Origin of the sequence: Mycobacterium sp. TY815 (genome assembly GCF_030755135.1) — a bacterium.
GTDB lineage: Bacteria > Actinomycetota > Actinomycetes > Mycobacteriales > Mycobacteriaceae > Mycobacterium.
In genome coordinates this window covers 2,033,554-2,054,326 of the sequence record NZ_JAUFRX010000001.1, presented here as the reverse complement: position 1 = coordinate 2,054,326, position 20,773 = coordinate 2,033,554, and the positions used below count along the sequence as shown (strand labels likewise).

Annotated in this window: 27 protein-coding genes; 11 read left to right on the top strand and 16 right to left on the bottom strand. The window is 66.9% G+C overall.

The window, feature by feature from the left end; genetic code table 11:
- Positions 1–3: 3 nt before the first annotated feature.
- The 3 genes from QXK92_RS08540 to QXK92_RS08530 are packed head-to-tail and all read right to left on the bottom strand — an operon-like array spanning position 4 to position 2,756.
- Positions 4–690, bottom strand: a complete 687-nt coding sequence (locus QXK92_RS08540; protein WP_306241224.1) for a PhzF family phenazine biosynthesis protein — start codon at positions 688–690, stop codon at positions 4–6.
- A gap of 23 nt (positions 691–713) precedes the next feature.
- Entirely contained in the window at positions 714–1,739 is a 1,026-nt protein-coding gene (locus QXK92_RS08535; RefSeq protein WP_306241223.1) for an alpha/beta fold hydrolase, read from the bottom strand.
- A 39-nt stretch (positions 1,740–1,778) separates the two neighbouring features.
- Positions 1,779–2,756 carry a proteasome assembly chaperone family protein gene (locus tag QXK92_RS08530; RefSeq protein WP_306241222.1) on the bottom strand — a complete coding sequence of 326 codons (978 nt, stop codon included), beginning with the start codon at positions 2,754–2,756 and terminating at the stop codon, positions 1,779–1,781.
- Between the two features lie 179 nt (positions 2,757–2,935).
- Here QXK92_RS08530 and QXK92_RS08525 point away from each other — a divergent pair, with 179 nt between their 5' ends.
- Positions 2,936–3,742, top strand: a complete 807-nt coding sequence (locus tag QXK92_RS08525; RefSeq protein WP_306241221.1) for a serine protease — start codon at positions 2,936–2,938, stop codon at positions 3,740–3,742.
- A gap of 7 nt (positions 3,743–3,749) precedes the next feature.
- Here the strand turns inward: QXK92_RS08525 and sthA are convergent, their stop codons facing one another.
- Entirely contained in the window at positions 3,750–5,156 is a 1,407-nt protein-coding gene (gene sthA, locus QXK92_RS08520) for a Si-specific NAD(P)(+) transhydrogenase (RefSeq protein ID WP_306244279.1), read from the bottom strand.
- 112 nt (positions 5,157–5,268) lie between these two features.
- On the opposite strand from sthA, the gene QXK92_RS08515 reads away from it, so the two are divergent.
- The gene (locus tag QXK92_RS08515; RefSeq protein WP_306241220.1) at positions 5,269–6,324 is read left to right on the top strand and encodes a DUF4192 domain-containing protein; all 1,056 of its coding nucleotides are present in this window, start codon (positions 5,269–5,271) and stop codon (positions 6,322–6,324) included.
- 14 nt (positions 6,325–6,338) lie between these two features.
- Here QXK92_RS08515 and QXK92_RS08510 read toward each other — a convergent pair whose 3' ends face one another.
- The 3 genes from QXK92_RS08510 to QXK92_RS08500 form a co-directional block, all read right to left on the bottom strand.
- Positions 6,339–7,031, bottom strand: coding sequence for a metal-dependent transcriptional regulator (locus tag QXK92_RS08510; protein ID WP_055578414.1), 693 nt, complete (start codon positions 7,029–7,031; stop codon positions 6,339–6,341).
- Positions 7,032–7,178: 147 nt separating this feature from the next.
- On the bottom strand, positions 7,179–8,150 hold the full coding sequence (gene sigB, locus QXK92_RS08505) for a sigma-70 family RNA polymerase sigma factor SigB (protein ID WP_306241219.1): 972 nt from the start codon (positions 8,148–8,150) through the stop codon (positions 7,179–7,181).
- A 147-nt stretch (positions 8,151–8,297) separates the two neighbouring features.
- Entirely contained in the window at positions 8,298–8,705 is a 408-nt protein-coding gene (locus QXK92_RS08500) for a DUF3099 domain-containing protein (RefSeq protein ID WP_306241218.1), read from the bottom strand.
- 76 nt (positions 8,706–8,781) lie between these two features.
- Between QXK92_RS08500 and QXK92_RS08495 the strand changes: the two genes are divergently transcribed.
- Entirely contained in the window at positions 8,782–9,021 is a 240-nt protein-coding gene (locus tag QXK92_RS08495) for a DUF3039 domain-containing protein (RefSeq protein ID WP_065043172.1), read from the top strand.
- On the opposite strand, the gene QXK92_RS08490 is transcribed toward QXK92_RS08495, so the two are convergent.
- Positions 9,022–10,017 (bottom strand): YihY/virulence factor BrkB family protein, encoded by a 996-nt coding sequence (locus QXK92_RS08490; protein ID WP_306241217.1) that lies wholly within the window; start codon positions 10,015–10,017, stop codon positions 9,022–9,024.
- Between the two features lie 65 nt (positions 10,018–10,082).
- Positions 10,083–10,268: a hypothetical protein gene (locus tag QXK92_RS08485; protein ID WP_306241216.1), complete on the bottom strand. Its 186-nt coding sequence runs from the start codon at positions 10,266–10,268 to the stop codon at positions 10,083–10,085.
- A 120-nt stretch (positions 10,269–10,388) separates the two neighbouring features.
- On the opposite strand from QXK92_RS08485, the gene QXK92_RS08480 reads away from it, so the two are divergent.
- The gene (locus QXK92_RS08480) at positions 10,389–10,769 is read left to right on the top strand and encodes a DUF952 domain-containing protein (protein ID WP_306244277.1); all 381 of its coding nucleotides are present in this window, start codon (positions 10,389–10,391) and stop codon (positions 10,767–10,769) included.
- A 44-nt stretch (positions 10,770–10,813) separates the two neighbouring features.
- Here QXK92_RS08480 and QXK92_RS08475 read toward each other — a convergent pair whose 3' ends face one another.
- Positions 10,814–11,185, bottom strand: coding sequence for a RidA family protein (locus QXK92_RS08475; RefSeq protein ID WP_306241215.1), 372 nt, complete (start codon positions 11,183–11,185; stop codon positions 10,814–10,816).
- A gap of 106 nt (positions 11,186–11,291) precedes the next feature.
- Between QXK92_RS08475 and QXK92_RS08470 the strand changes: the two genes are divergently transcribed.
- A complete protein-coding gene (locus QXK92_RS08470) occupies positions 11,292–11,726 on the top strand; it encodes a DUF4352 domain-containing protein (protein WP_306241214.1) in 435 nt (144 codons plus the stop codon).
- A gap of 3 nt (positions 11,727–11,729) precedes the next feature.
- Here QXK92_RS08470 and QXK92_RS08465 read toward each other — a convergent pair whose 3' ends face one another.
- Both QXK92_RS08465 and ppgK read right to left on the bottom strand, forming a co-directional pair.
- On the bottom strand, positions 11,730–13,208 hold the full coding sequence (locus QXK92_RS08465; protein ID WP_306241213.1) for an RNA polymerase sigma factor: 1,479 nt from the start codon (positions 13,206–13,208) through the stop codon (positions 11,730–11,732).
- Positions 13,209–13,386: 178 nt separating this feature from the next.
- Positions 13,387–14,175: a polyphosphate--glucose phosphotransferase gene (gene ppgK, locus QXK92_RS08460; RefSeq protein ID WP_306241212.1), complete on the bottom strand. Its 789-nt coding sequence runs from the start codon at positions 14,173–14,175 to the stop codon at positions 13,387–13,389.
- 114 nt (positions 14,176–14,289) lie between these two features.
- Between ppgK and QXK92_RS08455 the strand changes: the two genes are divergently transcribed.
- Complete coding sequence (locus QXK92_RS08455) at positions 14,290–15,162, top strand: inositol monophosphatase family protein (RefSeq protein WP_306241211.1); 873 nt, start codon at positions 14,290–14,292, stop codon at positions 15,160–15,162.
- A gap of 2 nt (positions 15,163–15,164) precedes the next feature.
- On the opposite strand, the gene cei is transcribed toward QXK92_RS08455, so the two are convergent.
- Positions 15,165–15,818 carry an envelope integrity protein Cei gene (gene cei, locus QXK92_RS08450; RefSeq protein ID WP_306241210.1) on the bottom strand — a complete coding sequence of 218 codons (654 nt, stop codon included), beginning with the start codon at positions 15,816–15,818 and terminating at the stop codon, positions 15,165–15,167.
- 191 nt (positions 15,819–16,009) lie between these two features.
- Between cei and QXK92_RS08445 the strand changes: the two genes are divergently transcribed.
- Entirely contained in the window at positions 16,010–16,312 is a 303-nt protein-coding gene (locus QXK92_RS08445) for a DUF4193 domain-containing protein (protein ID WP_036468275.1), read from the top strand.
- Between the two features lie 27 nt (positions 16,313–16,339).
- Here QXK92_RS08445 and QXK92_RS08440 read toward each other — a convergent pair whose 3' ends face one another.
- A complete protein-coding gene (locus QXK92_RS08440) occupies positions 16,340–16,816 on the bottom strand; it encodes a DUF3093 domain-containing protein (protein ID WP_306241209.1) in 477 nt (158 codons plus the stop codon).
- A 25-nt stretch (positions 16,817–16,841) separates the two neighbouring features.
- Here QXK92_RS08440 and dut point away from each other — a divergent pair, with 25 nt between their 5' ends.
- A complete protein-coding gene (gene dut, locus QXK92_RS08435) occupies positions 16,842–17,306 on the top strand; it encodes a dUTP diphosphatase (protein ID WP_306241208.1) in 465 nt (154 codons plus the stop codon).
- Between the two features lie 34 nt (positions 17,307–17,340).
- Positions 17,341–18,114, top strand: a complete 774-nt coding sequence (locus QXK92_RS08430; RefSeq protein WP_306241207.1) for a DUF3710 domain-containing protein — start codon at positions 17,341–17,343, stop codon at positions 18,112–18,114.
- 10 nt (positions 18,115–18,124) lie between these two features.
- Here QXK92_RS08430 and QXK92_RS08425 read toward each other — a convergent pair whose 3' ends face one another.
- Entirely contained in the window at positions 18,125–18,838 is a 714-nt protein-coding gene (locus tag QXK92_RS08425) for an alpha/beta hydrolase (protein ID WP_306241206.1), read from the bottom strand.
- Between the two features lie 155 nt (positions 18,839–18,993).
- Here QXK92_RS08425 and QXK92_RS08420 point away from each other — a divergent pair, with 155 nt between their 5' ends.
- Positions 18,994–19,362 (top strand): OB-fold nucleic acid binding domain-containing protein, encoded by a 369-nt coding sequence (locus QXK92_RS08420; RefSeq protein WP_205877551.1) that lies wholly within the window; start codon positions 18,994–18,996, stop codon positions 19,360–19,362.
- Positions 19,363–19,395: 33 nt separating this feature from the next.
- A complete protein-coding gene (locus QXK92_RS08415) occupies positions 19,396–20,055 on the top strand; it encodes a DUF3159 domain-containing protein (protein WP_306241205.1) in 660 nt (219 codons plus the stop codon).
- Here QXK92_RS08415 and QXK92_RS08410 read toward each other — a convergent pair.
- Positions 20,052–20,714 carry a TrkA family potassium uptake protein gene (locus tag QXK92_RS08410; protein WP_306241204.1) on the bottom strand — a complete coding sequence of 221 codons (663 nt, stop codon included), beginning with the start codon at positions 20,712–20,714 and terminating at the stop codon, positions 20,052–20,054. The genes QXK92_RS08415 and QXK92_RS08410 overlap by 4 nt on opposite strands.
- Positions 20,715–20,773: the final 59 nt, after the last annotated feature.

The window sequence follows — 20,773 nt, the reverse complement described above, 5'->3', positions numbered from 1 at the left end:
GGGTCAATCCAGCCGGCGCACACCGTCCTCGGTGACTCGGCCGGCTACCTGCACCCAGCCCTCCGGGCTCCACGTGGTCGTGATGAGCGAGCCGCGGCCCTGCGTGATCACGAGATCACGGCTCAGGTACTCGGTGACGCGGACCGCCGCCGAGCCGGTCGCCTCGTCTTCAGGCACTCCCAGATTCGGTGCGAACATCCGGCTGCGCACCGCGCCGCTCGCCTGATCCGTCCACGCCCACAGATAGTGCGCGATGTCGTCCGGGAAATCGTCGGGATCGGCCTGCAACACCGCATCCGGGGAAGGCAGGTCGTGGATGGCGAACTCCGGTGCCCATTCCGCAGGGGCGCTGATCGCGGTGAAATCGCCGGAGTAACCCACCCGCACCAGGCCGGCGGGCACCTGCAGCGTGTTGATCGGAGTTCCCCGGTGGCGTAGCCACCATGCCGCGCCCACGCTCGGGTGGCCGGCGAAGGGCAGCTCGGTGCGCGGGGTATAGATGGTTGCGCGCGCGGTGGTCACGCCCGCCGCGGGCATTTCGACGAAAATTGTTTCGCTGTAACCCAATTCGTGTGCCACTCGCTGGCGGTCGGACGAGTCGACCAGGCTGGCGTCGACCACGCCCAGCGGATTGCCGAAGTTTCCGTCCGTGTCGGTGAACACCCGCAGAACGGTGACGTCGATGCTCATGCACCGACCCTACGGGGGATCGGTCAGGTGGCGCTGCGCTCGTCGGCTCCCATGGCGTTGAGAACGGCGACGCGGGTGTCGGTCGGCCCGGACACGGTGCGTTCGCCACCACCACTGCGCAGCAGTTGCCGCAGCGCTGTCTGGTCGTATTCGGGCGGTTCGGTGGTGTCGATGAACCGCTGGACGACGTCGAGGAAGCGGGCCGGGTCGTCGTGGAAGGGAAAGTGGGCGGAATCCTCGAAGATCTCGAGCCGGGAGCCCGGCATCGCGGCGTGCGCCATGTGGGCGTGCCGCACCGGGATCACCGAGTCCTTCTCACCCCAGATGATCTGAACCGGAATAGCTTCGGTCAAATAACATCGGTCGAGCATCGTGACGATCTGGCCGCGCCAATCCACCACGGCCCGCAGCGTGCGGGTGAAGGCCGAGGACGCTGTCGGCTCCGGCAGGTCATTGAGAATGCGGAGCATGTTGGGGAGATCCCGGCCGATGGCCGTCGAGCCGAGCGCCAGCCCCGCCACCTGGCCCAGGATCTGGACCGCCGGGAGCACCATGGGCAGCCGGAGCAGCGCGAGCGCCTCGGCGCCCATCGGCAACGACGCGAACCGCAAGGCGATGTTGACGTCCTTGGTGACGCCGCCGGCCCCGACCAGGATCAGCCGGTCCACCAAATGCGGGAACTGGTAAGCGAATTGCATCGCGACCCCGCCTCCAAGGGAATGGCCGACGATGGTCACCCGTTCGATGTCCAGCACGCTGAGCAGGTCCCGCATGCCGTTGGCGTAGGCCGCGGCCGAGTAGTCGGCGCGCGGCTTGTCGGACTTGCCGTGGCCGAGCAGGTCCGGAGCGATGACGGTAAATCGCTGGGCGAGCTTGGCGTGGACGCCGGTCCACGTGGTCGAGTTGTCACCGATACCGTGAATGAGCAGGATCGCCGGTCCGGAGCCGGCGATCCGGAAGGCCCTCTTGTAGCCGTGAATGGTGCGGAACTGCAGCGACGGGGATGTCACTTCTCGCACCGGGCGGAGATTGCGCGTCCGCTCGGTCATGTCGGCAACCTCGTTGTCGGGCCGGGTAGGCGTGTCGGGTTAATTCGAGTCGTCGTCGTCGAATTTCTTCTCAGCCTGCTGAGCCAGGAACCGCTCGAACTCGGCGCCAAGCTCATCGCCGCTAGGAAGATCCTCGTCGTTCGTCAGTAAGGATCTGTTTTCCTGAGCGTCAATGAAAGCATCGTACTGGCGCTCGAGTGCGGCCACCACTTGAGCGACTTCGGCGCTCCCTTGTACCTGCTCATCGATCTTGGCCCGAATGTCGGTGGCCGCCTCGGTGAGTGCGGTCAGCGGCAGCTCCAGCGCTCCGGTTTTGGCCACCTGCTCGAGTAATGCCTGGGCGGCGGCGGGGTAGTCGGTCTGCGTCAGGTAGTGGGGGACGTGCACCGTGAAGCCGACGACTTCGTGGCCGTGTTGTGCCATCCGGTACTCCAGCAGGTTGGAAGCGCTACCGGGAACCTGGATTTCGGAGATCCAGGGCTGGAAGTCCGCGATCAGTGCCGGGTTGTTGGAGTGTGCGGTCATCGTGACGGGGCGGGTGTGCGGGACCGCCATCGGCACCGTGCCGAGTCCGATGGTCTGACGCACGCCCAGTCGTTCGGCGAGCAGTCGCACCGCGGTGATGAACCGCTCCCATTTCAGGTCCGGCTCCATGCCGGCCAGCAGCAGAAACGGCGTGCCGACGGTGTCGCGCAGGGCGTACAGGCTCAGCTCGGGGTCGTCGTAGTGGGTGAAGTGATCGGTCTTGAACGTCATCAAGGGCCGCCGCGAGCGGTAGTCCAGCAGCTCGTCGATGGCGAACGACGCGACCAGTTCGGTGTCCAGCGCCGCCCTCAGGTGACGCGAAGCCAGCCGGATCGCGTGGCCGGCATCGGAGAAGCCTTCCAAGGCGTGGATCAACACCGGACCGCGGCCGTCGGACGTGGACAACACAGGCGCCGGGAACTCCAGCTCGTACATGCCGGGTTGTCCTGGCTGGTACTCCTGCGCCTCTTCGGGGTCGTAGTGGTCGGACATCGGTGCTGCCTCCTCTCGGGGTCTCGCAAGGTCACTCCAGGGTGCCCTGTCCAGTGTCGCTCAATCGAGGCGGGCTACATCGCCGAACACCCAAGCTGTGTGTGCCGCCCCTTCAGCAACGCATCGCAGCCGGTTTCTATTCGCTTGCCGGGGCGTGCCATCAGGCATGATGGAGCTCAATGCGCGCCGTGACGGGGATCCTGTGCCTGCCGGTCAGCCTGACGGTGTTATTCACGTCATGCGCCCGGCCGGCCCATCATGCGTCGGTGAGCAGTGCGCCGGTGCCAAAGCCGGGCAGCTCGGTGCAGCGGCTCGGCGAACCCGGAAGCGCGGCACCGGACCCGCGGGTGGGCGCGATATTTCGGGGTGTCTCTCAAGAGGGCGGCAATCTGCACGTCTGCACCGGGTCAGTGGTCCATTCGACGGGCGGCGACCTGGTGCTCACCGCTGCGCACTGTCTGCTCGGTGAGATCGACGCCACCTTCGTGCCCGGTTTCGCCGGAGAAGCGACGACCACCGACACCTTCACCGTTGACGAGGTCTACTTCGACGCCCGCTGGATCGCCAGCCGGGATCCGCGCGCGGACAACGCGATCGCCAAGGTCAGCGGCACCGGATCGGTGGAGCGGCGGGCCGGCGCGGCGCTATCGCTGGGCACCGCGCCGCCGCCCGGCAGCCGGGTCGGTGTCACGGGTTATCCCGTCGGCGTCGGCGGGCGGCCCGTCGCCTGTGAAGGCACCACCGGGCTCACCGACGACGGGTTTCCGTCGCTTCCGTGCAAGGGGCTGGTCGATGGAACCAGTGGCGCGCCCTGGGTGAGCGGCGCGACGGTCGTCGGCGTGGTCGGCGGCTTTGAAGGCGGGGGGTGTACCGAGAACATCTCGTACTCAGCGCCTTTCGACGAACGCACCGCCCAACTCCTGGCCCGCGCCGAAGCCGGTGGTCCCGGTGACAGTCCGCCGGCCGACTACAGCGACACCTGCTGACGCATCGCTAGCGCCGGAACTGGTGCAGCGCGCGCATCTTGTTCGTGACGTCCAGCGCGGCGACCTTGTATGCCTCGGAGAACGTCGGATAGTTGAACACCGCATCCACCAGGTAGTCGACGGTGCCTCCGCATCCCATGACGGCCTGTCCGATGTGCACCATCTCGGTGGCGCTGGTGCCGAATATGTGTGCGCCCAGCAGGGTGCGGTCGGTGGTGGACACCAGCAGCTTGAGCATGCCGTAGGAGTCGCCGGCGATCTGGCCGCGCGCCAGTTCCCGGTACCGGCACACACCCACCTCGTACGGGATCGAGTCCTTGGTGAGCTCAACCTCGGTCTTCCCGACGTAGGACACCTCGGGGATGGAGTAGATCCCGATCGGCTGCAGTGCGGTAATGCCGTCCGTCGGCTCTCCGAACGCGTGGTAGGCGGCCAACCGGCCCTGATCCATCGAGGTCGCGGCCAGCGCCGGGAACCCGATGACGTCGCCGACGGCGTAGATGTGCTCGACCTTGGTCTGGAACTGGTCGTCGACGAAAATCCGTCCGCGGTGGTCGGTTTCGAGGCCGGCGTTCTCCAGGCCCAGGTGCTCGGTCTGGCCTTCCCGGCCTGCGGAGTACATCACCGTCTCAGCGGGGATCTGCTTGCCGCTACCCAGGGTGGTGACGGTGCCCGACGCGCCGACGTCTACCGCGGTGACCTCCTCGCCGAACCGGAAGGTGACCGCCAGGTCGCGCAGGTGGAACTTCAGCGCCTCGACGATCTCCGGGTCGCAGAAGTCGAGCATGGTGTCCCGCTTCTCCACGACAGTGACCTTGGTGCCCAACGCGGCGAACATCGAGGCGTACTCGATGCCGATCACACCCGCGCCGACGACGACCATCGACGCCGGCAGCGACTTCAGGTCAAGGATCCCGTCGGAGTCCAGCACCCGCTTCTCGTCGAACTCCACCCCGGACGGCCGCACCGGCTTGGTGCCGGTGGCGATGACGATGTAGTCGCCGCTGACCGTCACCCGCTCGCCCTGGGCGTCCTCCTCGACCAGGACGGTGTGCGGGTCGACGAAGCGGCCGTGCCCCAGTACCAGGTCGATCCGGTTGCGCATCAGCTGCGAGCGCACCACGTCCACCTGCTTGCCGATCACGTGCTGGGTGCGCGCCAGCAGGTCGGCGGGGGTGATCTTGTCCTTGACCCGGTAGCTCGCGCCGTAGAGTTCGCGCTGGCTCATCCCGGTCAGGTAGACGACCGCCTCGCGCAGGGTCTTCGACGGAATGGTGCCGGTGTTGACGCAGACGCCGCCGACCATTCGGCCGCGCTCGACAATAGCGACTGACTTGCCCAGCTTGGCCGCCGCGATGGCGGCCTTCTGGCCACCGGGCCCGGATCCGATAACGACCAGGTCGTACTCGCGCATCGAAGTCATGTGTAGACGATAAAGCCCACAGTCGTGACTTTCTCCACAAGCGGGCTGCTGAATCACGTTGCGCGAGCACGAAGTGACGGAGCCGGTCGTCACCGTGGATGCCATGACGACGCATGAACCCGACTTTGCACTGAATCGACCCGGCGCTTTGATCGCCGCGCTACCGGCCGTCCTCGGCTTCGTGCCGGAGAAATCGCTGGTGTTGGTGACTATCGAAGACGGGTTGCTGGGGGCGGTGATGCGGGCCGACCTGTCTGAAGACCTCACCGGCCGGGTGGACGACTTGGCGCGGCTCGCCGCCATGGCGGATCCGGAGGCGGCGATCGCGGTGATCGTCGACGCCGAGGGCGCGCAATGTCCGGGATGCAACGAGGACCATCGGCTGCTGTGCGGCGCGCTCGCCGACGCCCTGGCGCAGCACGGGATCGAGCACTACGCGGCGCACGTAGTGGATTTCGTTGTCGCGGGCGGACGTTGGCATTGCGTCGACGGTTGCGGCGCGAGCGGCCAGATCGACGACCCTTCGGCGTCGCCGCTGGCCGCCGCTGCGGTACTGGAAGGCCGCCGCCTCTACGCGCGGCGGGCCGACCTGCAGGCGGTGATCGCCCCGGATACAGCGCGCAGCGCCGCTCTGGCCTGGGCCGTGGATCAGGCAGCACGCGCACGCGCGATCGAGCACGACGCCGACCCGACCGGCTGTAGTCGCCGCGACGTGGAGAACGCGATGGCGGTCGCCGCGCGGGTGAGCGACGGCGAACTGTTGTCCGACGGCGACCTGGCCGAGGTGGGCTGTGCGCTGACCGACGTCCAGGTGCGCGACACGCTGTACGCGCTGGCCGTGGGGGAGGACGCCGACGCGGCCGAGTCGTTGTGGGCGCTGCTGGCGCGCCTGTTGCCGCTGCCGTGGCGGATCGAGGCGCTGGTACTGCTGGCGTTCAGCGCGTACGTGCGCGGCGACGGGCCGCTGGCGGGATTGTCGCTGGACGCGGCGCTGCGCGACGACCCGCAGCACCGGATGGCGGGCATGCTGGACCAGGCGCTGCAGTCAGGCTTGCGGCCCAATGACATTCGGCGACTGGGCGGCACGGGTTACCGGCTGGCCGAGCAACTCGGCGTGCGGTTGCCGCCGCGGCAGTCCTTCGGGCAGCGGGCGGGTTAGGCGTAGGGGCGCGGTCAGACCTTCTCGACCTTGACGGCGTGCGCCATCTCGTGTGGCAGGGTGACGTTCTCGTGGCCGGGGATGAGGATGGTCACCCCGCCGCTCTGGCCGTTCTCCACGGTGACGCGCGCATTGGGCACCACGCCGGCGTCCTTGAGGCGCGCGATCAGGTCGATGTCGCCCTGCACGTGCTCGGTGAGCTGACGGACCACGACGGCGACCGGCGATCCAGGCGGAAGTTCGGTCAGCCGCACCAGGCTGACGTCGTCGGCGCCGGAGTCCGGGCCGACGCCAAGGTCCAGAAGACCGGGAATCGGGTTGCCGAACGGTGATGTCGTCGGGTTGTTGAGCACCTTGACCAGTCGGCGCTCGACGTCCTCGCTCATCACGTGCTCCCAGCGGCATGCCTCGGCGTGCACTTCCTCCCAGGGCAGCCCGATGACGTCGACCAAGAGGCGCTCGGCGAGCCGGTGCTTCCGCATCACCGAGATGGCCAGTGCCCGGCCCTTGTCGGTGAGCTCCAGATGCCGGTCGCCCGCGACACGGAGCAACCCGTCACGCTCCATCCGGGAGACGGTTTGGCTGACGGTCGGTCCACTCTGCTCAAGCCGCTCGGCAATGCGTGCACGCAGCGGCGTCACGCCCTCTTCTTCGAGGTCGTAGATCGTCCGTAGGTACATCTCGGTGGTATCGACCAGATCGTTCATTCAGCATCCTCCGTTGCCGCCGAGTCTACTTCGCCAGCCGCGCGAGTGGTTTGTCCAAAACGCCCCACCGGCAGCAGTATGCCCGCCGCGCATGCGCGGCGGGCACACCGTCTCCTACCAAGCTTGCCAAACTGGCGTGAGCTACACCTAGCTGGCGTATGACCGCAGCCGGTCGGCCCGCTCGCCGTGGCGCAACTTGCACATCACGTCACGCTCGATCTGGCGCACCCGTTCGCGCGACAGCCCGAACAGCTTACCGATCTGGTCGAGGGTGCGCGGCTGACCGTCATCCAGGCCGAACCTCAGCCGGATCACCTGGTGTTCACGTTCGTCCAGCGTGGCGAGCACGCTGCGGATGTCGGTGTGCAGTAGTTCGGCGATCACCGCGTTCTCCGCGGACATGGCTTCGGCGTCCTCGATGAAGTCGCCCAGCGGGGCTTCCTCCTCCGAGCCGACCGGCATGTCCAGGCTCACCGGGTCGCGACTGTGCTCCAGCAGGTCGTTGATCTTCTCGATCGGAATGCCGGATTCTTCGGCCAGTTCCTCGTCGGTCGCCTCGCGGCCCAGGTTCTGGTGCATCTCCCGCTTGATCCGCGCCAACTTGTTGACCTGCTCGACGAGGTGGACCGGGAGCCGGATAGTGCGGCTCTGGTCGGCCATGCCGCGGGTGATGGCTTGCCGGATCCACCAGGTCGCGTAGGTGGAGAACTTGAATCCCTTTGCGTAGTCGAACTTTTCCATCGCACGGATGAGACCCAGGTTGCCCTCCTGGATCAAATCCAGCAACGGCATTCCGCGGCCGGTGTAGCGCTTGGCCAGCGACACCACCAGTCGGAGGTTCGCTTCCAGCAGGTGACGACGCGCCGCCTGACCATCGCGGACCACTGCCTGCAGATCGCGTTTCCGGTTCTCGCCGAGGCGCTTCCGCGTTTCCAGCAGATGTTCGGCGTACAGCCCGGCCTCGATGCGCTTGGCCAACTCGACCTCGTCGGCGGCGTTGAGCAACGCCGTCTTGCCGATGCCGTTCAGATACACGCGCACCAAGTCTGCCGCTGGGCTTTGAGCATCCAGATCGCCGTCGAACCGGCTTGTGGTGGCCCGTGCAGTGAGTTCGGCCATTGCGCCCTCCCGATTGGCTTGTCTTGTCATGTGGTTAACGAGAAGCCCGCCGGTTGAGTTCCCACGGGATCGTCATCTCACACCCCGTGACGTGCAGAAATACGGCGCAGACCTGAGAATGTCCTGAGAAGTGGCGCGCAGGGACGGTTAGTCGGAACCGTCCGGGTCGATTGTCTGCGGTTCGGGCCGCGGTGCGACGTGCGGTCGCGGCGCCAGGGCCGGACGCTCGGCCGTCGGGAACAACGGCGTGCGTTGCCTGACGTGATCGAAGCGCCGTGGTTCGTCGGCGCTGCGCGGCGGCCGGTCGTTGGCGATTAGAACGGCGATCCACGGCAACGGAATAGAGGCCGCCACGATCAACAGTGACACCAGACCGTTGTGCCAGGCGCCGTACGCGAGCGCGGCCAGCAGCAGTGCCGGAATACGAAAAGCCATGATGGACAGGTACTTACGCACCCGAGCGCGATGCTGCACCTCGTAGGACGGTGCGGCAGCAGTGATCAGTACAGGCCGGCCCTCATGGTCGAAGCCGTCGAACTCCGGGCCCCGCTTCATACCTCCACTGTTGCACACTCTGCCGATTCCCGTTTCCCCGGTGTCTGACGGCAGGTCAGGGGGCACAATATGTGGGATGGACACCCAGACGATCGAGCGCACCGATACCCGCGAACGCACCGACGACGGGACCGGGAGCGATACGCCGAAGTACTTCCACTACGTCAAGAAGGACAAGATCGCCGAGAGCGCGGTCATGGGCAATCACGTTGTCGCGTTGTGTGGCGAGGTATTTCCCGTCACCAAGGCCGCCAAGCCGGGCTCGCCGGTGTGCCCGGAGTGCAAGCAGATCTACGAGCGGCTCAAGAAGGGCTGATCAGGACTTCGGTTCGACCGGGTCCGGCGCTTGCATCGCGGGGATGTTCGACTGGGGTGGCGCCGGATCGGTCGAGCCGGTCAGCGCTGCGGTGCGGCGAACCAGCCAGTTGCGCAGTCGGTGGGCGTGGGTGGCCGGAGCCGGCCATTCCTCTTGAATCGCAGCATTGAGCTCGGCGCCGATCATGATCGAGAAGCCGCCGAAGAACGCGAAGAGCAGGAACGCGATCGGCGTGGCCAGTGCGCCGTAGGTGTAGCCCGTGCTGCCGATCCACCGCAGGTAGAACCGCAGGCCGAGGGTGGCGACCAGGAACACTACCGAGGCCAGTACCGTCCCGGGGATCAACCGGTGCGTCGGTAGCGGCACCGGCAACGCCACCCGGTAGAGCACCGTCACCCCGGCCATCAGGCCGAGGATCAACGCAGGGTAGTAGCCGTAGTGCAACAGGTTCTGCAGGCCGAGCGGAATGTGCTCGCTCACCTTGCGCGGACCGACCACCGCCACCGGCGCAGTGATCACCACGAACGCCAGCATCATGATGTACAGGAACAGCGCGAAGAAGCGCTGGCGCACCGGGTGACGCAAGGGCGTCTGGTCGTGGGCCTCCACAACCGCGTCGACGAACGACGAAATCGCCGACGAGCCCGCCCATAGTGAGATCAGGAAACCCAGCGACACCACCTCGCCGCCCGCGGTCTCGGTGATGTCGCGGATGGACGGCTCGATGATCTCGTTGACGACGTTGGGCGAGAAGAAGTTTCGGGCAGTCGACAGCGTGCTCTTGATGATCGAGGGCAGCGTGTCCGCGCCGAACAGCGGCGCGACCCACGCCAAAGCCCCCAAAATGCCCAGCAGTAGCGGTGGGGTCGACAAACAGGTCCAAAAACCGGCTTCTGCCGATTCGGAGAAAATGGAATCGTCCCACGCCTTGGACAGTGTTCTACGACTGATTTGCCAGACGTGGTGGCGGGACGGTTTTGGGACCTGGTCGTTCATACCCCCCCAGCATTGCCCATCAGACCTCGCACGCGCGACATTGCGCCGGGCGAGTTCTGCGGCAATTACTGGCTGCTGACCTCCAGCACCGCCGCCAGCTCGGCCAACTTGGCCTCGTGCTTGTTGGCGTGGTGCTGGCAGAAGAGGAGCTCAGCGCCCGAAGGCAGCTTGGCGCGGACCCGGGCAGCGGCGCCGCAGCGGTCGCAGCGGTCCGCTCGAGTGAGCTCGGGACTGGTCAGAGTTGCGTTCATGGCTCCTCCGTTCTGGCGATAATTTCACTCTGACAGACGTTCAGAGTTTTCGCCTTGTTCCCCGACCGTTATGGGGTGTGTCGTTTCTCACGAATATTTGCCCACAATTGGGGCAGGGTAATCACCGTGTTACCAACTGCCGATTTTTTAGTGCGATTGTGCTCTGAGCAGGAGTGGGCCGACGCCAGGGAGCGCGGCCTGATCCCCGCGGAACCCCCGGAGCCGCAAGCGGAGCCGTTCGTTCACCTGTCGACGATCGAGCAGGTCCATCTGCCGGCCAACCGGATCTACCACGGCCGCGACGACATGGTCCTGTTGTACGTCGACGCGTCGGCTCTGCCGGGGCCGGTCCGGTGGGAGCCGGGGGTGCCGAGCGATCCGGAATCCATGCTTTTTCCCCACTTGTACGGGCCGCTGCCGGTCGAAGCGGTCACTGAGGTCGTGCCCTACCCGCCGGCCAACGACGGCAGCTTCCCGGCCCTCAAGGCTCACGGCCCGTGACTGACGCCGCGTCTTGGCGGCACCCGGACCCAGGACCCGACTACTCAACACTCGAGGTCGGCGTCCGCCTCGATCTCCACCAGTAATTCGGGTGCGATCAGCGCCGGCACCTCGACCATGGTGGCGACCGGACGGATCTCACCGAACACCTCGGCATGCACGTCGCCGACTTCGCGCCACCGGGAGATGTCGGTCACGTAGATGCGGGTGCGAATGACGTCGGCCAGCGTCGCGCCCGCCTGCCCGAGCGCAGTCTCGATGCGGCGCAGGGCATCCCGCGTCTGAGCGGCCAGACCGTCACCGTGTCCGGTGGTGCCGGCCACGGCGACCATTGGGCCGACGCGGACCGCTCGGGAGTAACCGACGGCCGATTCGAAGGCGGAGTCCGAAGAAACGTTCTGGCGGGTGGCGGACATGGCGTCACAGTACGGAGTGACGGATCTTGACGTCGCGTGCAGACCGCCCTTTACCCGCTGGGCATCTGCTGGTAGCTGTGCTTTGGTGCGTGGCAATCGGCCACTGGTGTGGATCGCTGTAGCGCTGGCGACCTCGGGTTGCCTCGGCGCCGGGCACACCTCCGCGCCCTCACTGAACGACGAGGTCCGCATCGGCGACCTTGCCTTCACCGTGACGGCGATCAATATCGGGGTTGCGCAGACAGGTCACCGAAGCGCGCAGGGCGTCTTCGTGATCGTCAACGTCATGGTGGACAACAAGGGCGATCGGCCGCGTTCGCTGTTCTGCCAGGACCAGACGCTCAAAGATCACGCAGGCAAGCGGTACACGAACGCGGTGAACCTCGACTCTGCCGCCGACCTCGTCTCGCTCGGCCCCGGCACGAAGGCGCTCGTCAAGTGTGCGTTCGACGTGCCGTCCGGAACGCTGCCCGCCGCCATCGAACTACGCGACTCGCCGTACTCCCGGGGCGTCAGTGTGACGCTGCTGGGTGGGGTCTGAACCCTAGTCCAGGTAGTCGCGCAACACCTGCGAGCGGCTGGGGTGGCGCAGCTTGGACATGGTCTTGGACTCGATCTGACGGATCCGCTCACGGGTCACCCCGTACACCTGGCCGATCTCGTCCAGGGTGCGCGGCTGGCCGTCGGTGAGCCCGAAGCGCAGCCGCACGACGCCGGCCTCGCGCTCGGACAACGTGTCCAGCACCGACTGCAGCTGATCCTGCAGCAGCGTGAACGACACGGCGTCCACCGCGACGACGGCCTCGCTGTCTTCGATGAAGTCGCCGAGCTGACTGTCACCCTCATCGCCGATGGTCTGGTCCAGCGAGATGGGCTCACGGGCGTACTGCTGGATCTCCAGCACCTTCTCCGGCGTGATGTCCATTTCCTTGGCGAGCTCCTCCGGAGTGGGCTCGCGGCCCAGGTCCTGGAGTAGCTCGCGCTGGATGCGGCCCAGCTTGTTGATGACCTCGACCATGTGCACCGGGATGCGGATGGTGCGGGCCTGGTCGGCCATGGCGCGGGTGATGGCCTGGCGGATCCACCAGGTGGCGTAGGTGGAGAACTTGTAGCCCTTGGTGTAGTCGAACTTCTCCACCGCACGGATCAGGCCGAGGTTGCCCTCCTGGATGAGGTCCAGGAACGCCATGCCGCGACCGGTGTAACGCTTGGCCAGCGACACGACCAGACGCAGGTTGGCTTCCAGCAGATGGTTTTTCGCGCGATCGCCGTCGCGGCAGATCCACATCATGTCGCGGCGCTGAGCCGCGGGCAGCTTCTCGCCGCGCTCGGTCAGCTCGACCATCAGCTGTGTGGCGTACAGGCCTGCTTCGATGCGCTTGGCGAGCTCGACCTCTTCTTCGGCGTTGAGCAGCGCCACCTTGCCGATCTGCTTGAGGTAGGCACGCACCGAGTCAGCCGACGCCGTGAGCTCGGCGTCCTTGCGCGCCTGGCGCAGTGCCTCGGACTCGTCTTCGTCCCAGACGAAATCACCGGATGCCTTGTCCTTTTCGGTGGGCTCGGAGATGTCCTCGTCTTCCTCGACGGGGGCGGCGGTGACCACAGCGGTCGTCACGGCCTCGCCATCCTCGGCTTCACCCTCCTCGATCTCGCCGTCCTCGGCGTCGGGAGTCACCTCTTCGTCCAGATCGTCCAGGCTCAGGTCGCCGGCGTCGATCTCCAGGTCTTCGCCAGGCTCCACGTCGAGGTCGGTGTCGAGTACTTCAGTGTCGACGGCGAGGTCTTCAGGCGATACGCCGTCGGCGTCCTTGGACTTGGCCGGCGCCTTGGCCGCGGCCTTGGCGCGGGTCTTCCTCGGAGCGGCGCCGGGCGCGCCGTCTGCCGCGGGACCGGCGGCCTTCGCAGCCCGCTTTGCCGGAGCGGAACTGGTGGCGGCCTTGGCCGCCGTGCGCTTGGCAGGAGACTTCGTGGCGGTGCGCTTCACCGGCTCTTCGGTCGCCGCACTTGCCTTGGTCGGTGCCACATACACCCCTTCAGTTGGACGCACTTCCGGTGGGTCTGGGCATGGAAGACCGAAAGTGTCTGCTATGTCGAATGTCGGCGTTTGATATCAGCGTGAGTATCGCGCGCTATCGGTTTGGGCGGCCGCCGACGACCATTGTAACTTCACGATGCCGTTTGACTGGCCGAGCGGACGAAATTCAGTGCGTCACGTCTCCCACTGACGCCATTGCCGCGCCGACGATACCGGCCGCATTCTGCAGCGCGGCGGGCACCACGGGGGTGCGATTTTCCAGCAGGTGCACCCATTTGTCGGCCTTGCGGCTGATCCCGCCGCCGACGATGAACAGGTCGGGCCAGATCGCGTTCTCGATGGCAACCAGCACCCTGGTCACCTGCTTGGTCCATTTCTCATAGCTCCAGTCGTTGCGCTCCTTCACCGACGAGGCAGCACGTTCCTCGGCTTCTTTTCCGCCGACCTCGAGGTGGCCGAACTCGGTGTTGGGAATCAGCTTTCCGTTGTGTATGAGCGCCGAACCGATGCCGGTGCCGAAGGTGAGCAGCACGACCAGACCCTCATGGCCTTTGCCGGCGCCGTAGCGTTCCTCGGCCAGCCCCGCGGCGTCGGCGTCGTTGAGAATCGTGACGTCCTGGCCCGCGAGTTCGGCGCTGATGATGTCGCGGGCGTTGGTTCCGATCCAGGACTTGTCGACGTTGGCCGCCGTCTGCACGATGCCGTGGGTGACGACGCCGGGATAGGTGACCCCGAGCGGGCCGGTCCAGCCGAAACCGTTGACGACCTCGGCGATGGTCTTGGCGACCGCGTCGGGCGTGGCGGGCTGGGGAGTGAGCAGTTTGATGCGGTCGCCGATCAACTGTCCGGTGTCCAGATCGACAATTGCACCTTTGATGCCGCTGCCGCCGACGTCGATACCGAATCCTCGGCGCTGTGCAGTGCCGGCATCGGTCCCAGAGGCGGTGCTGGTCATCGAAATCTCCTCGGCGAGACTGGGTGGTCCGCTCACCTTATCGACCCGCTGCGGCAAACGGGGTGAGGCGGGTTGCGTCCGTTGCGGACTCGGCGCGTGTGGTCCGATAGACCGGTGACAAGCCCCGCCGGACCGGAGCCCGCGCTGCTGCGCGAAATAGCCGTGACGGTCGCCACCGAGGCGGCCGCTTTCGTGCGGAGCCGCCGCGCCGAAGTGTTCGGGCCGAGCAGAGACCTTGCCCCCGATGCCGCCGAAGTGCGCGCCAAGACCACTCCGACCGATCCGGTAACCGTCGTCGACACCGATACCGAGCAGTTTCTGCGCGAACGGCTGGCCGTACTCCGCCCGGGTGACCCCATCCTCGGCGAGGAGGGCGGTGGGCCGAGTGGTGCGGCGTCCGACGCCGCCGGGGCGGTCACCTGGGTACTCGATCCCATCGACGGGACGGTGAATTTCGTCTATGGCATCCCGGCCTACGCGGTGTCGGTCGGCGCGCAGGTCGACGGTGTGTCGGTGGCCGGCGCGGTAGCCGATGTCGTTGCCGACCGGGTGTATTCGGCGGGCAGCGGGCTCGGGGCGCACGTCACCGACGGGCAAAGCACCCTGGAGTTGCGGTGCACCGCCGTGGCCGAGCTCTCAATGGCGTTGCTGGGTACCGGATTCGGATATTCACCGACGCGCCGGGTACGCCAGGCCGAACTGGTGGCGCAGATGTTGCCGGTGGTCCGCGATGTGCGCCGCATCGGTTCGGCGGCCCTGGACCTGTGCATGGTTGCCGCCGGCCAACTGGACGCGTACTACGAGCACGGCTTGCAGGTGTGGGATAGCGCGGCGGGCGCCCTGATCGCCGCGGAGGCGGGCGCACGCGTGGTGTTGCCGCCGCCGGACGCGGACGGGGCCGGCCTGGTGGTCGCCGCCGCGCCGGGCATCGCCGACGCCTTGCTGGCGGCCCTGCGCCGCGTGGGAGGCCTGGATCCGATCGAGTGAGCTCAGCAGCTGTTGGAGTGAATCTTTGCCAGCAGCGTGTGATCTGCGGGCTCGCTGGCCCCGGGGCGCAAGGTCGCCAGGACGGCGTCGATGTCGTCGTTGTGGGCCAGGGAATTGAAGTCGGTACCCAGCGCGAGATCGACGGAGTCGTCACCGCGGCTGTCGTGGAACAGCTCCGTGCAGGGCGCCACCAGCCACAGTGCCGCCGCGGTGGCTTGCCCGGCCGTGCCGAAACGGATCTGTCCCTGGCAGTTCAGCCGGGTTCCTGCGTAGATCGGGTCGTTGGCGGACGTGGGTTGCGCGAAGCCCAAATCCTGTAGCGCACCGGCGATGTCGCCGGCCTGGCCACCTCTGCCGCTGGCGTTGAGGACCCGCACCTTGGTATCGCTGAGCTTGGCGGGCGCGACGTCGATCATCTCTGTCCGGGACACCTGCTCGCCGAGCTTGGCGGGCGTCTCGCTTCCGGTCGACTGCGGAGGAGGATTGCAGACCGCGACCTCGCGGACGTCCGCCGGCCGGGTCAGGGCGACGGTCCACACCACACCGGTGACCACCACCAGGAAAATCACCACGATGATGGCGGGGCGGGGATTGCGGCGCCGGAAGGGCCGACCGTGCTTGTCGAAGGCGGTACCCTCGGTGATGTGTGCAACCACACATGCACTCTAATCGCACCGTAATCGCACCGTTTAAGGCCAAGTACAAGGGCTATTCCAGCGGTGTGACGTAAATCACAACCAATCCATCCGCATTCCGGGCACGAATAGTTTGGTGCACGCGTTCGACGCTGGTACAAAGCGTTCCTTGAGCTTATGAGGGCCCTGAGGGGATAAGGACGGGGAAGAAGATGCCTACCGACTATGACGCTCCACGGCGTACCGAGACCGACGACGTCTCGGAAGACTCGCTGGAGGAGCTCAAAGCACGACGCAACGAGGCGGCGTCAGCCGTGGTTGACGTCGACGAATCCGAGTCCGCCGAGAATTTCGAGCTACCTGGTGCCGATCTTTCGGGCGAAGAGTTGTCGGTGCGCGTGATTCCCAAGCAGGCCGACGAATTCACCTGCTCGAGTTGCTTTTTGGTGCAACACCGCAGCCGGCTGGCCAGCGAGAAGAACGGCGTGATGATCTGTACCGACTGCGCGGCCTGACCGCCGCACTCAGCTTCGGGGACGTTCTCAGCTCCGCAGCGCCGACAGCACCCGCTCCGGGTGGCGGCAACTCACGAGCCAGTACGGCGTCGGGTCATCGGGATCATCGAGCACCAGCAGTACCATCGGGCCGACCCATGCGCGGTGCAGGACGTAGGCCGCCGGGTCGAGCTGGCGGCCCAGAGCTGCCGATTTGGCGGTACGCGCAATCTCAGCCGATCGGGAGACCACAGTGACCGGCAGATGCGCATCGCCGGCCCACAGTTCGACGCCGGAATCACCAGCGGTGACCCGGACCTCGACGCGGCCCAGCCACAGCAACACGCCGGTCGCCACGGCGAACAGGGTGGCAAACGGGAGCCAGCCGGGCAGCGACCGTATGCCCAGGTTGACCTCGTACGCGATGATTGCCGCGAGCGTGAACCCCAGTGGCCACCACCACCAGGGCACCCACAGCCGCTCGCGATATCGCACGCTTTGCGGCGCGACGCGCGTATCGGACACGCGGTCAAGGGTAGTCTGTGCCCCCGTGTCGACCAGTCTGGCCATAGTCCGTCTCGACCCGGGCCTTCCGATGCCCAGTCGCGCTCACCACGGTGACGCCGGCGTCGACCTGTTCAGCGCCGCAGACGTCGAGCTGGCACCCGGCCACCGGGCTCTCGTGCCCACCGGCATCGCGGTTGCCATCCCGTTCGGCATGGTCGGGTTGATCCACCCGCGTTCAGGACTGGCCTCGAGGGTGGGGCTGTCGATCGTCAACAGTCCCGGCACCATCGATGCCGGATATCGCGGCGAGATCAAGGTCGCGCTGATCAACCTCGACCCCACCACCCCGATCGTGGTGCACCGCGGCGACCGGATTGCCCAGTTGCTGGTGCAGCGGGTCGAATTGGTCGAATTGGTCGAGGTTTCGTCGTTCGATGAAGCCGGGCTGGCCGAAACGTCGCGTGGCGAAGGTGGTCACGGTTCGTCCGGCGGCCACGCGAGTCTGTGAGCGGGAGACGAAGCGATGAGAAGGAGCGGGGCTGATGCCAGCATTCGGTAGACGCACACGCAAGGACGACAGCGCTTCGAAACCGCAGCCGGCCGATCCGCCCGTCAGCGCCGCCGGGGACGACCCCGCCGACGGCGACGAGGCGGTCGAAGGCCCATTCGACATCGAGGATTTCGACGATCCGGCCGACGCCGAGACGGCGCGCCTCGACCTGGGCTCGGTACTGATACCCATGCCCGCGGCGGGTCAGGTGCAGGTCGAGCTGACTGAGACCGGGGTGCCCAGTGCGGTGTGGGTCGTCACGCCCAACGGACGATTCACCATCGCCGCCTACGCGGCGCCGAAGACGGCGGGGCTGTGGCGGGAGGTGGCCGGCGAGTTGGCCGACTCCTTGCGCAAAGACTCGGCCACGGTGTCCATCAAGGACGGTCCGTGGGGACGTGAAGTCGTGGGCAGCGCATCCGGTGCGGTGCGCTTCATCGGCGTCGACGGCTACCGCTGGATGATCCGGTGCGTGGTCAACGGACCGCACGAGACCATCGACGCGCTGACCGACGAGGCGCGTGAGGCGTTGGCGGACACCGTGGTTCGCCGTGGCGACACTCCGCTGCCGGTACGCACCCCGCTGCCGGTGCAGCTGCCCGAACCGATGGTGCAGCAGCTGCGTGAGGCCGCAGCCGCTCAGCAGGCCGGTGAGCAGGCGCCCGATCAGCCTGAGGCGCCAGCCCCGTCCAATGAGCCCGCGGCGCGTCGCAGCACCGAAGGTTCGGCGATGCAGCAGCTGCGCAGCACCTCGACCGGCGGCTGACTTTTACCGGTCAGCGATCGAGACTGCGGGCGTCCTCCAGCGCCGCCAGGCACGCGGCCCCCAGGGCCGCCGGGTGCGCGCCGATCTCGTCGAGGGTGACCGTGCGCAAGGCGGCGCGGGGTGCGGCGCTCGCCCAGTCCGCGCCGACCTGCAAGGGGTGAATCGGGTCGTCGACCGCGGCCGCCACGCCCAACGGCGGGACCAGCCGCGTCAGTTCGGCGCAGCTCGGTGCCACGTACGACGCCGCCTCCTCCATGGCGTCCGGCAGTAGCGGCCACTGCACCGCCCAGGACCGGGCCAGCTCGTCGGCCAGCCACGGCGGGCTCGAGGCCCGCATCTGTGCCGTCGTGGCTTCCAGGCCGTCGCGGCGCAACTGCGAAGCCGTGTACTGCGCGGCGAGAGCCGCCGGTGCCGGGCCTGGGTCCCCGGTCCAGGCCGGCAGCGCCGCCAGCACGGCCACGGTGCGCTCGGGGTGAGCCAGCGCCCAGGTCGCCGCAACGGCCGCACCGATCGACACTCCGCCGACCGCGATGGGTCCGGATTGCGCCGCGTCGTCGAGCGCGGCCAGATAGCCGTCGATCAATCCCTGTGGTTGCGGCGCAGGTGTGACCAACACCGCACCGGATGCCTGCAACGGGGTTGAAAAGGCCCGGTAGACGTAGTTGTCGTCGGATCCGGTGCCCGCCAGCAGCACCGTTGTGACACCGCTCAGGTCGATCACCACCTCCCCATAGTGCCTGGTGTTGTGAGACACCCGAATATCAGTGGTTTCATCTGTGTGGCATGCGGGAACCAACAGGTCTACGGTGACCGTTGGCATGGTGGAATGCTGATTTGAGACATAGCTTTCTTAACGACGTCGAGGTGTCAGGAGTGGCCATGGGGGCCCAAGGTTATCTACGCCGGCTCACCCGTCGGTTGACGGAGGACCCGGAGCAACGCGACGTCGAAGAACTGTCCGACGAAGTCCTCAGTACCGGCGCGCAGCGAGCAATCGACTGCCAGCGGGGCCAGGAGGTCACGATGGTGGGCACGCTGCGCAGCGTCGAGACGAACGGCAAGGGGTGCTCCGGCGGGGTTCGTGCGGAATTGTTCGACGGCAGCGACACAGTCACGCTGGTCTGGTTGGGGCAGCGGCGCATCCCCGGCATCGAGTCGGGACGCACCCTGCGGGTCCGGGGCCGGATGGGCAAGATGGAGAACGGCACCAAGGCCATCTACAACCCGCACTACGAAATTCAGCGGTGACGATTTCCGCCGTCACCAGCGCACCGAATTACCGTGAGCGCTAATCGTTTCAGTGCCGAGCGCATGCTGGCACAGGCCGGCGGCGTGAGCGGCCTGGTCTATTCCACGCTTCCCGTCGTCACGTTCGTGATCGCTTCCAGCGTCGCCGGCCTGCTGGCCGCCATCGCCAGCGCGCTGGCCGCGGCGGCCCTGGTTCTGCTGTGGCGGCTGATCCGTCGAGATTCCCTGCAGCCGGCGCTGTCCGGATTCTTCGGTGTGGCCGTGTGCGCGTTGATCGCGTATCTGGTCGGACAGTCCAAGGGCTACTTCCTGCTGGGCATCTGGATGTCGCTGGTCTGGGCGGTCGTCTTCGCGGCGTCGATCGTGATCCGGCGTCCGTTGGTCGGTTACCTCTGGAGCTGGGCGAGCGGCCGCGACAACGGCTGGCGCGCGGTGTCGCGGGCGGTGTACGCGTTCGACATCGCGACGCTGTGCTGGACGGTCGTGTTCATCGCGCGTTTCGGCGTCCAGGGCCATCTGTACGAGCTCGGCAAGACCGGCTGGCTGGGGGTGACGCGGATCGCCATGGGGTGGCCGCTGACGGCGCTGGCCGCCCTGGTGACGTACGGGGCGATCAAGGTCGTGCTGAGGGCATTACCGGCCGCGGAGCGCCCGGTGGCGGCCGAGATCGACGGCGAGCCCGTTCGCGACTAGCTGCTGGGCAGCAGCAGCCTGCGCAGCTCCTCTTCGGCTTCGGTGACCGCGACGAACAGCAACTCGTCCCCGCCTTCCAGCGGCTCGTCGCCCTCCGGGACGATCACCCGCGGACCCCGCAAGATGGTCACCAGTGAGACGTCGCGCGGCAACTGCAGCTTGCGCACCGGCTTGCCGCCCCACGGGGTGTCGTCGGGCAGGGTGATCTCGACCAGATTGGCCTGGCCCTTGCGGAACTCCATGAGCCGCACCAGATCGCCCACCGCGACGGCCTCCTCGATCAGCGAGGCGAGCATCCGTGGTGTGGACACCGCCACATCGACGCCCCACGCATCGGTGAACAGCCATTCGTTGCGCGGGTCGTTGACCCGGGCCACCACCCGCGGGACCGCGAATTCGGTCTTGGCCAGCAGGCTGAGCACCACGTTCACCTTGTCGTCACCGGTGGCGGCGACGACCACGTCGAAATCCTCGAGATGCATATGCTCGAGCAGGCTCAACTCGCAGGCGTCACCCAGCAGCCAGTGCGCGGCCGGGATGGCGTCGGTGTCGAGATGATCGGCGTTGCGCTCGATCAGCGTCACGTCGTGATTGTTGGCGACGAGTTCGCGGGTGACCGAGCGCCCGACGGCACCGGCGCCGGCAACAGCTACCTTCATTTGCGCCACTCCTTAACGCCGGCTTGGAAATAGGGCAAGTCGGCGTCCTTAGGCCCGCG